Below are 13,235 nucleotides of genomic sequence, written 5' to 3' on the forward strand. Positions count from 1 at the left end.
AGAACGACCAGAAAGACCCGATCACTATGAACGCCACGACCACGACCTCCACCCTCGACGGTGAGCGGGCCGACCTGCTCGCAGAACTCGCGGCCGCGCGATCCGCCCTGACCCGCACGGTGCACGGACTCAGCGACGAACAGTCCGGCGAGCGCCCAACAGCCAGCGCGCTGTGCCTGGGCGGGCTGATCAAGCATGTCGCGTCCATCGAGGAAGGATGGGTGCGCTTCGTGCTCGATGGTCCTTCGGCACTGCGTTACGACCTGCCCGACGGCGTCACCTGGGCCGATATCGCGGACGGCACCGCACGCGAGTTCCCGCAGTGGATGATCGATCACCAGAATGACTTCCAGATGCTGCCCGGCGAGACGCTGGCCGGGATCCTCAAGCGCTACGCGGAGGTTGGCGCCCGAAGCGAGGAGATCATCAGCAGTATCACCGACCTGTCGGCGACGCACCCGTTGCCGGAGGCGCCCTGGAACGAGCGGGGGGCGGTGTGGAGCGCGCGCCGGGTGGTGATGCACGTCATCGCGGAGACCGCCCAGCACGCCGGGCACGCGGACATCCTGCGCGAGACGCTCGACGGGCAGAAGTCGACCTGACCGCTGAGGGTTTCTGACAGATCGGGTCGTGGCCCTGACCGGCGCTGCGCGCCGGAGGTGTGAGTAAAGGCTGTCCTCGGCCGCGCTGGCGACAACCGTCACCAGCGCGGCCCCGGCAGCCGTGCTGAAGGCAAATTGCTGTGGGAACACCCTGCTGCTCGGGTGGGCGGCCGTAACGGTCGGACACCTGCCGTGCCGGAGCGGCTGACTTCGCGGACGAAGACCGCGACGCCCCTGGGAGGTGCTTCCATGCCGCTTCCGCTGGCTCTGTTCGCCAGAGATCCACTTGTCTGACGCCACCTCCCGAACCTTGCCGGGTTCTGCCCCGCACGCTCCCAGCGGGGCGTCGGCCAAAGGGGCGCTGGGCCACCGCCTGGGCGCCAGCGGAGTGGCTGCCTCGGGCGCCGCAGGGCCAAGCGGGCACGTGGCATGCGGAGTTGATCGTGCTGAACCGGAGCCATGGATGTGCTGCAGTCACGATGGGGTTCCGCCAGATACGCGACCATCGGAGTGTCCCCTCGCTGGCACGCTGATCACCGTCCGGTAGGTGGTGGTGTCCTCGGGCTCGCCGACGGGGCGGCCCTCGGCCTCCACCCAGGCGTGCGCGGCGAACGGCGATGTCCGCACCCCTGAGCACCACGTGGGCCAGCTGCCGGCCAGTCGGCACAGCAGGGCCGTGGCCAGCGAACGCTGCAGGCAGTAGCGCCCGGCGCACAGAGTGCTGATGGCCGTCACGTCCTGGCGCGCCCGCAGCGTCTCGGCGTAGTCGGCCGGCTTGGCTCCACGGCGTACCACGCGCAGCACCGTGCGGATGCGGCGCGGTGGCAACCTGGCGATGAGTCTGGCGGCGCCAACGGCCGTGCGGGCGGTGAGACTTCGGCCCCGCCGAGGCCTTGTCCCGTTGGTGTCAAGGACTTGGCTCACGGGGTGGTCACCAGCTTCGCCTGTCTGAGCTGGTCCACCAGTGCTGCGACATCGGCGGCCGCGCGCTCTCGACTCACTGGCTGCGTCTGGGCGAGTTGATCGGCCGCCTGCTGAAGGGTGGCGCCGTCCAGGAGGGCTTGGACGACGACGGCGCCGGTGCCGTTGAGCTGCCAGTAGCGTCCCTGGCGCTCGTCCAGCAGAACCATGCCGTCGTCGGTCGGGCACGCGGTGACATCGGCGTGTAGTCGGCTCAACTTGGTGCTCCTTTAAGAGAGTTGTCGTGCTCGGGCGGCAGGGAGCGGATCGGTGCAGCCCGGTCCGGATCGGGCTGGGGTGCACCGGGATGGCACAGGTGGACCGGCGCCGGATGCGCCTCAAGGTCCCGCAGCCATGCCTCGGCGCCGAGCGTTGACTCCAACTCCGCTGATCCGCCGCGGAGTAGGCCGGGGGAGAGCAGGGCCCGCCGCAGCAGTTCCGGGTTGGCGACGCCCGAGGCAACCAGCCGGGACTCCTCAGCCCACGCGGCCAGTTCGCGCCGGTGCAACCGTAGGCCGTGCTGCCACTCCACGCCGCAGTGGTCCTTGGTGGTCCGGTGTAGAACGCGAGTTGGCACCAGGCCGTGCATCGCAGCGGCGAGCAGCGGCTTGTACGACCACGGAGTCGCTGCCTCGTGGGGCAGGGTCGCCAGACAGGCGTTGATCACGGCGTCGTCGCAGAACGGGCTGTGCACCGGCAGGCCCTCGGCCGCCGTCCCGTACGCAAGGTGCCCGGCGATCCTTCCCGCTTCCTGCGCCTGGTGGATCCAGGCATGCCGACCGCGCTCGACGGCCAGCGGCTCGACGTTGCGGGCCGCGGCACGCAGCAGTTCGCCGACCAGGTCGACGGCCTGGTCGCTCGCCCACGGCGGCAGTTGCGGCTGCAGCCCCCACCCCTGCGGCGCTCGGACCACACGGCGTGCCGGGGCGGCCCGCAGCTGACCGGTGGTCCTGGCCAGCCAGGTTCCGTACGCGTGCCCGTCGAGCAGCATGCGTGCACCAGCTGCAAGCTGCCAGCGGCGGCGGGCGCGCAGCCCGGCCGCGTGCCGCAGCCCCACCAGCGGGGAGCGACGCAGCAGCCCGTGCACGTAGGCGTCCGGCGGCTGGACCACGTGGTCACCACCGTGCCCTGACAGGCGGCGGACGGCCCCGCGCGCCCGCATCGCCTCGGCCAGATGGTGCTGTTGGGCTCGGTCACGCAGGGCGGCCGACGGCTCGTCGCCGGGGTCGCGGCGGTCATCGAGCCCGGTGAAGTGGGCAGGCAACTCGGCGGAGGGGAACACCAAGTGCTCGGCACCGGGCAGGTGTTCGGCAGCGTGTTGAGCGTAGGCGTGATCCTCGTTGCCGGGCGCCGTCCAGCGCAGGGTGGCGGTGACCAGGCGGGCCCCTGCCTCGGCGGCCAGAAAGCACAGGGAAGTGGAATCCATGCCTCCGGACAGGTCGGCGCCCAGCACCTCACCCGGCCGCACCCGCAGCGCCACGGCCTCGCGCAGCGCCTGCCGCAGGGCGGGGGCGGCCTCCGAGAGCGGCAGCTCGCCCTCGGGCGCCTGCCACCACCGGGCCGTACGCCACTGGCCGCCAGGGTCCAGGTGCAGGGCCTCACCCGGGATGACTCTGCGGATCCCACGCCACAACGCGCCACCGGCCAAGGGATGCGGCGCGGTGAACCCTGTCAGGCGCACGGCCAGTTGTGCGGTATCCAGTTCGGCGCTGGTGAGCCAGGCCAGGGTACGCGCGCGGTCGGCACAGATGACGCCGCCCTCGACGGCCGTCAGGTATACCCGCCGCTCCCCGGACAGCGTCCCGCGCACGTAGGTGTGGCCGCCCACGGAGGCGATGACATGGAAGCTGCCATGGGCTTTACCCAGCGCACTCTCGACGGCGGCCAGGCTGTGCACGCGCCTGGCCCGTATGGCCAGCTCCTCGGTGGTGAGCAAGCACATCCCGGCGACGGCGAGCCGTACCTCCCCCGCGGCGGCGAACGTCAGTTCGTCGGGGGACCAGGCGCCGACCAGCCATGGACGCCCAGAGGGATGGGAGACGACCTGGACGGCCCGCTGCCGCAGTTGCCGCATGACATCGGAATGGATCTCGCGGTCCGGAAGAACGACGAACCAGGTGGGGGCGGAGCCCATGGGCCTGTCCTGAGCGGTGAGACGGGCAGGAGTGGAACAGAAATGGAAGGCGACTTCAGAACAAGCCGCGCGGGTCGCGGCCGGGTGCCAGCCCCTCGCTCGCGCGGGGCGAAGCCAGCACCCGGCGCGTTAATTCAGACGCCGACCCAGTGGGCATGCCACCCTTCCGGTGTAATGCCTTCGACGCCCTGGGTGAGCTCGGCGTAGTCGCCCGCTTCCGCCAGCAGCGGGGGCTCGTAGACGTCGGCGGACTCAATGGCCAGTGCCTCGTTCACGGTGATCACATCCCTCCGGTTATCGGGAGCGGGATTTCCGCTCCCCTCCGGACCAATGAGACCCGAGCAGCACAAACCGCGCTACACAGCGTTGCATGTAACCACTCAAGCGGCCGACACCTATCGTCAATTAGCAGCGAAAACGGCTTGGTACGTTTATCGGCCGACGATGCTGACAATCCCGTCAGCCCTGGTGGGGGCCGGTCTGTGGGGGGTGTAGGGAGGGCCGAGCACGGCAGGGCCTGACCGCGTTTTCGTGCGGTTGGCGGAGCGCCGACTCGGCCATCGCGCGATTGGACCATGTGGGGTGCGAGTACGGGCCGGGAGGCGTACTCGCCGAAATCCGCGCTGCTCTTTCGTATCCGTTGAGGGGTTTGCCGCGGGCCGGGCGGCGCTTGGTTCCCGGCCCGATCAACCCAGTCGCCGCAGGGTGACCGCGCCGCGTCGACGGCGTCGGCGAGCCGCCCGAGCAACGTGGGGGAAGTCGCGGCCCGGTCAAAGTGCGTCCGCCGCATAGCAGCGCGTTTCGGCTTGAGCACTGCTTGACACGGCCGCTCAATGGCTGCGGACCCTGCGGGTGCCGACAAAATCATCTGCGTCGGCCGAGGGGCGCGTCCGTACTTGTTTCTGGTCTGGCAGCCGCTTGCGGCCCATGTGGCAGATCCCGGCGCCGCAGGGACTTGTGGTCGAGCGCCTCAGCTGGCTTGTTCCAGATGGTTGCAGGCCCTCACCCGGGATGAGTGCGTTGCCCCACGATATGGCAGCTGCGCTGAACCGGGGCGCGACGCTCCCGGTGCCAACTGGCCGATGAGCCGCCGACTGAGGCCCACGACTTGGCCAGTTGGAAGGTGACGCCTCGTCGGGCGAGAGGGCCACAGGTCCTGCCGGCCGACGAGGTCCAGCCTTTTGCTTTTGTGGATTTCCGGTTGTCGATCGCCTAGCTGTGCGTTGTGTATTGACACATTGTGTTGGTTTTGGTTCGCTTTCCCTGCACTGCGCTAGGCATCAGATCCACCGCACTGTCCGGCACTCCTCTCGGACTCAGGAGATCCCATGCGCAAGTCGTGGGCCGCCGTGGTCGCGGTCCTCTTGGGGACGGCGCCTGTTGTGGCCGCTCCTCTCACCGCTCCTCCGGCCGTCGCGCTCGGCAACGGCCTGGCGCTCACCCCGCCGATGGGCTGGAACGACTGGAACGCCTTCGGCTGCAACGTCAGCGAGCAACTCGTGGAGCAGACCGCCGACAAGATCGTGTCCAGTGGGCTGCGCTCCGCTGGCTATCAGTACGTGAACATCGATGACTGCTGGATGGCCGGCTCCCGCAGCGCCACGGGCGATCTGGTGCCGGATCCGGTGAAGTTCCCGCATGGCATAAAGGGCGTGGCGGATTACGTGCACGCTCGCGGACTGAAGCTGGGTATCTACGAAAGCGCCGGGACCATGACGTGTGCCGGCTACCCGGGAAGCCTGGGCCACGAGCAACAGGACGCCAACTCCTTCGCCGCCTGGGGAGTTGACTACCTCAAGTACGACAACTGCAACAACCTGGGCATACCCGCACGTCAGCGCTACCAGGCGATGGGGAACGCGTTGGCCCGTACCGGGCGTCCGATCGTCTACAGCCTGTGTGACTGGGGCCAGGAGAACGTGGCGAGTTGGGGCGGCTCGGTGGGCAACTTGTGGCGTACCACTGGCGACATCGACGCTACCTACGGGCGGATGCTGTCCATCTTCCATCAGAACGTGGGGCTCGCTGACGCGGCCTCACCGGGAGCGTGGAACGACCCGGACATGCTGGAGGTGGGCAACGGTATGACCGCCACCGAGGATCGCAGCGAGTTCTCCCTGTGGGCCGAGATGGCCTCTCCGCTGATCGCCGGCACCGATCTGCGCCATGCCAGCGCCACCACTCTGGCGACCTACGGCAACAAGGAAGTCATCGCCATCGACCAGGACCGGCTTGGCCGACAAGGCAGGCCGGTGAGTATGACCGGTGGACTGGACGTGCTGGCCAAGCCGCTTGCCGACCACAGCGTAGCCGTGGCGTTGTTCAACGAGAACGCCGCCCCGGCCAAGATCTCCACAACCGCGTCCGCGCTTGGACTGCCCGCGGCCAACGGTTACACGGTGCGGGACGTGTGGGCGCACACCACCACCGCCACCGCCGGGCCTGTTCAGGCCTTCGTACCCGGTCATGGCACGGTGCTGTATCGGGTCGCGGCGACCAGCACGCCAGGCCGCTACCCGCCCCACGTCATGCTGACCACCACCGCCCCCGCTTGGTCGGCGGGAACTTCCGCGACGGTGACATCAACGTTGACCAACAACGGCGTCGGCACCGCTGCGGACGTCCGGCTGGGCTTCGCCGCACCGACCCGATGGGCCGTCACTCCACTGAGCCGCACCTATTTCGCCCGGATACCCCGCGGCGGCACGGCGGTGGCCACGTTCCGGGTCACCGCCCCCGCCGTCCTTCCCGCGCCGATCACCCGGAGCACAGTCAGCGGCACCGCCTCCGGTCACGCACCCGGCGGCACCTGGCTGGCCACCGCATCAAGACCGGTGGAGCTGTCCGCCCCCGTCAAGCCCCCGTTCCACACCTTCTCCGACACAACCGCCGTCTTCGGCGCACAGGGTGGCAGGCTCGCCGTCGACGGCGCGGGCGCGGATCTGTGGGGAGACACGGACCAGTACAGTGCGATCTACCAGCACGCCGCGGAACACGACGGCTCCACCACCCTGGTCGAGGTGGCGGCCCAAGGCCGCACGAGCGAGTGGGCGAAGGCCGGAATCATGGTGCGTGACGACATCACCGCCCCCGGCACGTCTCCCGGCTATCTGATCCTGGCCGAGGCCCCGGGCAAGGGATACGTCCTGCAGTGGGACAGCACCGGCAGTGGCCACCTGGACTCCAACAGTGCCCCACCGAACCAGGGAACGGCCACCGCCGTCTACCCCAGCTGGCTCAAGTTGGTCCGCGCCGGTACCACCTTCACCGGCTACTACTCGACCGACGGCACCACCTGGACGCGCCTGGCGACCGCCACGGTCCCGGGTGCGACGGCGGCGCAGGACGTGGGTGTGTTCACCAGTTCCCACAGTGACGGCACCCCTGGCGAGGCCGACTTCTCCGACTTCACCCAGCACTGACACCCACTCACCAGTCCCCGGGGCCGACACCAACGTCACCCACGGGCGACTCCCGGCGGCGCAGCGCCCCACCGCTGCGCCGCCCTCCGCGCGATGGGTGCTGACCGTCGCCGCCCGCAACGCCGCTTGAACGCGTAGCCGTGCGTTTCGTGCCGTTGCCGGAACCGTATGTCACGCGATGGCCTTGCCTTCGCTGATGACGGCGCTGCGGAGGGGTGGCGCGGGCACGCCTTCCAATCGCATCGTCACCAGGCTCCGGTGAGCGGTTCGTTCCCGCCGGTGGGGGAGGGGCGAGCCTCTGCGACGGTCGCGGTGACCCGGTCGATGAGGTGCAGGGCGTGGGCCATGACGCGCCGATCGTCTTCGTCCAGAGCCGCGTCCAGCGCCTCGGCGAGCGCGCTGACACGCTGCCGGCGGTCTGCGTCGATCGCGCTCTTCCCGGCTGTGGTCAGGGTGAGGATCTTCTTGCGGGCGTCGTCCGGGTCGGCGCCGACGGCCAGAAAGCCGGCATCGGTCAGCTCTTTGACGGTCGCGGCCATCGTCTGGTGGCGCACTCCGCGGCTCGCCGCCAGGTCGGCCGTGGTCATGGGGCCGCGCACGTCGAGCAGGTCGAGCACTGCCGCCGGGATGGGTGCGAGCCGGTCGACGGTACGAGTGCTGCGGACCAGGGCGCCGACCGCCGCCCTCAGGTGTGCGGCCAACTCATCGGGCGAGGGCGCCTGTTTGTTCGGAAGCGCGCTGTTCATGCTGTCAGGCTATCAGGTGTGCAGGTGATACTGTACAGGTGTACCTGTACATATCCTGGATGGGAGCCGACAGTGCAGCTGATCAAGCACGCCCACGCTTGTGTGTCGCTGGTCAAGGACGACGGGCGGATCGTCATCGACCCGGGCACGCTCACCCCGGACGCGGCGGCAGCGGTGGCCGCCGCCGAAGCCGTCCTGATCACCCACGAGCACTTCGACCACTTCGACGAGAACCTGATCTGCCAGGCTCTGGACGCCCGTCCCGACCTGCGGGTGTACGGACCGCTGAGCGTGGTGGAGCGCTGGTCCGCCCGGCGCGGTCAGGTCACCGCGGTCGCGGCTGGCGACCGTGTCACCGTCGCGGGCTTCGACATCGCGGTGTTCGGCGAGCTGCACGCCGCGATCCACCGCGACATCCCCCGCGTCGTGAACGTCGGCTACCTCGTTGAGGAGCGCCTCTACCACCCCGGCGACGCCTACCACGTCCCGTCCGCTCCGATTGACACGCTGCTGCTGCCCACCAGCGGGCCGTGGACCAAGCTGGGCGAGGCGGCGGACTATGTGCGCGAAGTCGCGCCCAGACGGCTCATCCAGATCCACGAGATCATGCTCAGCCAAATCGGACAGCAGTCGATGGCACGATTCCTGAGTCCCGAAATGCTGACCGAGGTGCCGCTCACCATCGTTCCGGCGGGAGACACGATCACAGTCTGAGCCGGTCACCAGGCCTGTGGCTGCCCTCTTCACAGCAGGCACCGCGCGGCGCAACCCGCCGCGCAGTCAGCCGAGTTGGAGGCCTTTCCCTGATGCGCAGACGGCACCGCGAGCATCCGAGTGGTGGTCCCGTTTGACAATGGGCTGGACGGATCTTTGTTGCACAGGCTCGACGCCCGGCTATGGCACAACGCCCTCGATGGCGTGACGGTCGCGAGGCTGGCGGAAGCTGAACACCCAACTGGCGGACTGCTCCCCGCGTATTCGCGCCCAGCCCTCAGCCGAATCTCGCCGCGGATCACCCTGATCCACGGCGAGCGGCAGGTGCCCAGTCCAGCGGCGCCCGCAGTCCCACGCGACGGCCCGGAGACCGCGCCGGATGCGACCGAGCGCTTCAAGTCGCCCGCTGGGTGCAAGGCCTGGCCAGTTAGATAGGGAATATTCGGTTGCCAATGGGGCGTTGGCGGGCGCAACATGGCGACTCGTGCCCGATGGTGATCAATCGCGCTCGCGTGCGTTCCTCCCCGACCTCGCGCCTTGGCGTTCCTCCCGTGACTTCCGGCTGCTGTGGTGCTCGGGTGTGGTCACGCTTTTCGGCAGCTTCCTTACGTTTGTCGCCCTGCCGGTCCAGGTCAAGGAGTTGACGGGAACGGCTTTGGCAGTCGGGGCGGTCGGAGCGGTGGAGCTCGTGCCGCTGATCGTCTTCGGGCTCTACGGCGGCGCGCTCGCCGATGCCGTGGACCGGCGGAAGCTGATCGTCTACTGCGAGGGCGCGCTCGGACTGCTCTCCGCCGCGCTGCTCGTCAACGCACTGCTGCCACATCCCGCCGTGTGGCCGCTGTACGTCGTAGCGGCGCTGTCAAGTGCGTTGAGCGGGCTGCAGCGACCAGCCATCGACGCGATCGTGCCGCGCATCGTCCCGCACGAGCAACTCACCGCGGCCGCCGCACTCAACTCCCTGCGCTGGCAGTTGGGGGCGATCGCTGGGCCGTCGCTCGCGGGGGTGCTCATCGCGTGCTCGGGGACTGCGTGGGCGTACGGGATCGATGTCGCGTCGTTCGTCGTCTCGGTCGCCCTGAGCCTGGGGCTGCGGCCCTCGCCCGCTGCGCACGACGCCGAGCGGCCGTCCTGGCGCGGCCTCGCGGAGGGCGCGCACTACGCTTGGCGCCGCAAGGAACTGCTCGGTACGTACGTCGTCGATATCGTGGCGATGTTCTTCGCGTTCCCGACGGCCGTCTTCCCCTTCCTGGCCGATGAGTTGAGGGCGCCGTGGTCGCTGGGGCTGATGTATGCGGCGCTGCCCGCGGGAGCTCTAGCGGTGAGCATGACCAGCGGCTGGTCGTCGCGGGTGCATCGGCACGGGCGGATGGTGGTCGGGGCGGCGGCCGCGTGGGGTATGGCGATGGCGGCGGCTGGAGGGATACACAATGTCTGGCTCGTGTTGCTGTCACTGGCGTTCGCGGGCGGTTGCGACCAGGTGAGCGGCATCTTCCGTTCGGCGATGTGGAATCAGACGATCCCGGATGAGCTGCGCGGCCGTCTCGCCGGGATCGAGCTGCTGTCGTTTTCCGTTGGTCCGCAGCTGGGCCAGGTCCGCGCGGGCTCCATGGCGGCGTGGACGTCGGTACGGACGTCGGTGTGGTCCGGGGGCGTGGCCTGCGTGGCCGTCGTCGGGCTGCTGGCCGCGGTGTTGCCCAAGCTGATGTCGTACGACGTACGGGCCGACGAGCACGCGGTGCTGATGCGGCAGGTGGCGGCGGACTCTCACTGATCAAGGCCGCGAGTGATGAGGCGCTGGACGCCGGGCGACCGGGGTGTGACTGAGCACTTCGGTCGGCGGCGTTCGCCAAATGGAATGCACTCGCCTAAACCGTCCCGAGTGGCTCCGGCTGCCGAGACGGCTTCTGGGGGCTGGTATGTCTCACGGGCAGTCAAAGGCGAGGAGTCCGGCGGCTGGATGCCTTGGAGGCTCCTCCTCGGACGACCGGCCCTTTGTGGTCGAAGCCGAGGTCGGTTGTGCCGCCCTCAGTGGCGTTGCAACCATCCCACCTGGCGCAGGGAAGCCGGCAGGCCGGGATCCACCCACTTCTTGCCCGGCTCGGTGCCTCACGCCGCAGGTGAGGATGCGGGCGCGATGTCGGCGACCACGGGTACTCGGGTCGGGCAGCGGCTTCTGCCGGGAGCCCTTGCATCGCCCTTGGCCGTAGTGGTCGGCGGCGTAGGGGGAGTGGCGGGCGGCCGTGGTGCCCTCCTCGGCCAGCTCTGTGGGGCTGGTGACAGTACGGGTAGCGCAAGTGCAGGATGAGCAAAAGCTGCTGGAAGTAGGGCCGCTGACCATCGGCTTGCCGGGAGCGTCGTGGAAGCGGCCCGGCCTGGCGAGATATGCGTAGGCGACCGGTCTGCGTCACTCGACGGGCACGGGACGGCCCCCGGAATTTCCCATCAACACCTGAGTCTCAGTAGGGAATGAGATGCAAACCGGTCTCCTTTTGGTCCAGCCAGCTCCTGGACCACTGCATCGCGACTCCTTGTGATGACTTGCGTGCACCGCCGTGAACGCTGCGTAGTCCGACCAGACAGACAGCGTGTACCAGCAGACGTCTGGACACCAACGCTTGTCCTGCAAGGTCCTCCGCCGCACGGCCGCGCGCGGCGGCAAGCGAGGGTGGATGCATCCCATCGGCGTCTGTGGTGTGGTGGTGCAGGCCATCCTTGAGGAAGGTGCGTCCCGGAACGATACGCCGCGACCGGCAGTACGCGCAGCGCCCTGCCGCTTACATGGCAGAGCAACTGGCGAGCCGCAGTTCGCGGCTAACCCGGTGCTCATGTCTTGGTGGCCGAAGCATGGTCGGTGGCACTCGATGACCTGGTGACGTGCTTCGCCGAGGATCCGCGAGGCGGACCGCTGGACGCTGTGAATTGCCGTGCGCTAAAGCGCCTGCTGCGTGATCCGGTTGAGGAACTCGGTGTTTCCCGCAGTGCGCCGCAGGTGGTCCAGGAGCAGTTCGGTGGACTGGTGGGGGTCCCGGGCGGTCAGCACCCGACGCAGCCTGCGCCGTGCGGCCAGTTCGTCGGCCGGGACGAGCAACTCCTCGCGGCGGGTGCCCGAAGGGGTTACGTCGACGGCGGGAAACATCCGACTGTCGGCGAGGGCGCGGCTGAGCCGCAACTCCATGTTGCCCGTACTCTTGAGCTCTTCGAAGTAGTAGTCGTCGGCGCGTGATCCGGTTTCGACCAGGGCTGTGGCCAGGATCGTCAACGACCCACCCGCCTCGATGTTGCGAGCGGCTCCGAAGAGTTGTTTGGGGCCGAGAAGGGCCGCCGCGTCAACGCCACCGCTGAGTGTCCGGCCTTTGCCTCCGGCCCTGTTGTTGAACGCACGGCACAGGCGGGTGATCGAGTCCAGCAGGATCAGCACGTCTCGACCCTGCTCCACCAGCCGCTTGCCGCGCTCGACGGCCAACTCGGCGGTGGCGGTGTGGTCTGCGGCCGGTCGGTCGAAGGTTGAGGAGATCACCTCGCCGCGTACGGAACGCCGCATGTCGGTGACCTCTTCTGGCCGTTCGTCGAGGAGGACGACCATGAGGTGGCATTCCGGATGGTTTTCGGCCACGGCCTCGGCGAGTGTCTTGAGGAGCACTGTCTTCCCGGCTTTCGGCGGCGCCACGATCAACCCCCGGGTGCCCTTACCTACCGGCGCGATCAGGTCCACGACACGGGTGGCCAGAACCTTCGGGGAGGTCTCCAGGCGCAGCCGCTCGGTCGGGAAGACGGGCATCAGATCGGCGAAGTGCGGCCGACGCGAAACCTCTTGCGCGCTGAGGCCGTTGACACGGTCCACCCGGACGAGCCCGCGCGTTCCGGGGCATTGCCCGTTGCCGGTGGCGTGACGTTGGGTGTCGCGGGTCCCTTCGACGAAGTCACCTTTGCGTAGGCCCAGTTGGCCCTCAAGGGACGCGGTCACGGGCACGTCATGTGGTCCGGCCAGGTAGCCGTCCACTCGGAGAAAGCCGTGTTTGCCGGACCGGTCGAAGACCCCGGCGACCGGGACGAGCGTGCTGTCATGCCGGTGCTCGGCATGTGATGCGGTGGTGGTCATGAACGCCCTTTGCTAGCAGGGGTAGTGGGGTAGTGGAGGAGTGTGTGTTGACGGGGGAGCGGCGGCGCCGCGTGCGAAGGCAGCGGTGTGAGGCGAACGCTGTTGGTTGTGGGCTGCCGAAAGCCGCCTGGCGCGGAGGCGGGTGCGCCCACCGACGGCCGTTGAGGAAGATCTGCGGCATTCCCGCGAGCCGGTCGAGAAGGACGGGCGGCAGAACGCGCTGATGGGTGAAGCGAAAAAGCACTGGCGCCACTGTTGGGCGAACTCACGTGCTGAAGACAGGCTAGCACCATGGTTCGGAAGGCACACCAGTCCAGTGCAGGACACCGCTTGCGGCGGGATCGGAAGGAACGGCGGCGCGGCGATGTGGATGAGGGACGCATCCCCGCCTCAGCTGGGAGATGTGTCCTGGGGATCGGGCGAGTGTTCCCTCTACTTCGCTTCGCCCGGCGCGGATGCCGAGGAGGTCACCGGCTGCTGGAACGCTCTCGGCGCGGGCGCGACCGTCGAGGAACTCCTCGACCCCCGCCGTGTTCTCCCCTATGCGGCACGCTGACC

11 protein-coding genes are annotated in these 13,235 nt (G+C 68.8%); 5 read left to right on the forward strand and 6 right to left on the reverse strand.

The genetic code is table 11. The annotated features are described in order from the left end of the window. The first annotated feature begins 26 nt into the window (after positions 1-26). A complete protein-coding gene (locus tag O5O46_RS23895; RefSeq protein ID WP_269857654.1) occupies positions 27-602 on the forward strand; it encodes a DinB family protein in 576 nt (191 codons plus the stop codon). A 474-nt stretch (positions 603-1,076) separates the two neighbouring features. Here O5O46_RS23895 and O5O46_RS23900 read toward each other — a convergent pair whose 3' ends face one another. The 4 genes from O5O46_RS23900 to O5O46_RS23915 form a co-directional block, all read right to left on the reverse strand. Then, complete coding sequence (locus O5O46_RS23900) at positions 1,077-1,526, reverse strand: lasso peptide biosynthesis B2 protein (RefSeq protein ID WP_269857602.1); 450 nt, start codon at positions 1,524-1,526, stop codon at positions 1,077-1,079. After that, a complete protein-coding gene (locus tag O5O46_RS23905; RefSeq protein WP_269857603.1) occupies positions 1,523-1,780 on the reverse strand; it encodes a lasso peptide biosynthesis PqqD family chaperone in 258 nt (85 codons plus the stop codon). Before O5O46_RS23905 ends, O5O46_RS23900 begins: the two co-directional genes overlap by 4 nt. After that, positions 1,777-3,696, reverse strand: a complete 1,920-nt coding sequence (locus O5O46_RS23910) for an asparagine synthase-related protein (protein ID WP_269857604.1) — start codon at positions 3,694-3,696, stop codon at positions 1,777-1,779. The genes O5O46_RS23905 and O5O46_RS23910 overlap by 4 nt, the downstream gene beginning before the upstream one ends. Positions 3,697-3,830: 134 nt before the next feature. Beyond that, on the reverse strand, positions 3,831-3,980 hold the full coding sequence (locus tag O5O46_RS23915) for a lasso RiPP family leader peptide-containing protein (RefSeq protein WP_269857605.1): 150 nt from the start codon (positions 3,978-3,980) through the stop codon (positions 3,831-3,833). Positions 3,981-5,024: 1,044 nt separating this feature from the next. On the opposite strand from O5O46_RS23915, the gene O5O46_RS23920 reads away from it, so the two are divergent. After that, a complete protein-coding gene (locus tag O5O46_RS23920) occupies positions 5,025-7,118 on the forward strand; it encodes an NEW3 domain-containing protein (protein ID WP_269857606.1) in 2,094 nt (697 codons plus the stop codon). 245 nt (positions 7,119-7,363) lie between these two features. On the opposite strand, the gene O5O46_RS23925 is transcribed toward O5O46_RS23920, so the two are convergent. Then, positions 7,364-7,864 carry a MarR family winged helix-turn-helix transcriptional regulator gene (locus tag O5O46_RS23925; protein WP_269857607.1) on the reverse strand — a complete coding sequence of 167 codons (501 nt, stop codon included), beginning with the start codon at positions 7,862-7,864 and terminating at the stop codon, positions 7,364-7,366. 72 nt (positions 7,865-7,936) lie between these two features. Here O5O46_RS23925 and O5O46_RS23930 point away from each other — a divergent pair, with 72 nt between their 5' ends. Both O5O46_RS23930 and O5O46_RS23935 read left to right on the forward strand, forming a co-directional pair. Next, positions 7,937-8,578 carry an MBL fold metallo-hydrolase gene (locus O5O46_RS23930; protein ID WP_269857608.1) on the forward strand — a complete coding sequence of 214 codons (642 nt, stop codon included), beginning with the start codon at positions 7,937-7,939 and terminating at the stop codon, positions 8,576-8,578. A 484-nt stretch (positions 8,579-9,062) separates the two neighbouring features. Then, positions 9,063-10,349, forward strand: coding sequence for an MFS transporter (locus O5O46_RS23935; RefSeq protein ID WP_269857609.1), 1,287 nt, complete (start codon positions 9,063-9,065; stop codon positions 10,347-10,349). 1,158 nt (positions 10,350-11,507) lie between these two features. Here the strand turns inward: O5O46_RS23935 and rho are convergent. Then, a complete protein-coding gene (rho, locus tag O5O46_RS23940; RefSeq protein ID WP_269857610.1) occupies positions 11,508-12,677 on the reverse strand; it encodes a transcription termination factor Rho in 1,170 nt (389 codons plus the stop codon). Positions 12,678-13,080: 403 nt separating this feature from the next. On the opposite strand from rho, the gene O5O46_RS23945 reads away from it, so the two are divergent. After that, positions 13,081-13,233, forward strand: coding sequence for a hypothetical protein (locus tag O5O46_RS23945; RefSeq protein WP_269857611.1), 153 nt, complete (start codon positions 13,081-13,083; stop codon positions 13,231-13,233). Positions 13,234-13,235: the final 2 nt, after the last annotated feature.

Origin of the sequence: Streptomyces sp. RPT161, assembly GCF_027533845.1 — a bacterium.
GTDB classification, from domain to species: Bacteria; Actinomycetota; Actinomycetes; order Streptomycetales; family Streptomycetaceae; genus Streptantibioticus_A; species Streptantibioticus_A silvisoli_A.

Bases quoted from the DNA above. Each gene is read 5' to 3' on its own strand.
- O5O46_RS23895 (WP_269857654.1), top strand. From the start codon at position 27: ATGAACGCCACGACCACGACCTCCACCCTCGACGGTGAGCGGGCCGAC.
- O5O46_RS23910 (WP_269857604.1), bottom strand. From the start codon at position 3,696: ATGGGCTCCGCCCCCACCTGGTTCGTCGTTCTTCCGGACCGCGAGATC.
- O5O46_RS23920 (WP_269857606.1), top strand. From the start codon at position 5,025: ATGCGCAAGTCGTGGGCCGCCGTGGTCGCGGTCCTCTTGGGGACGGCG.
- O5O46_RS23925 (WP_269857607.1), bottom strand. From the start codon at position 7,864: ATGAACAGCGCGCTTCCGAACAAACAGGCGCCCTCGCCCGATGAGTTG.
- rho (WP_269857610.1), bottom strand. From the start codon at position 12,677: ATGACCACCACCGCATCACATGCCGAGCACCGGCATGACAGCACGCTC.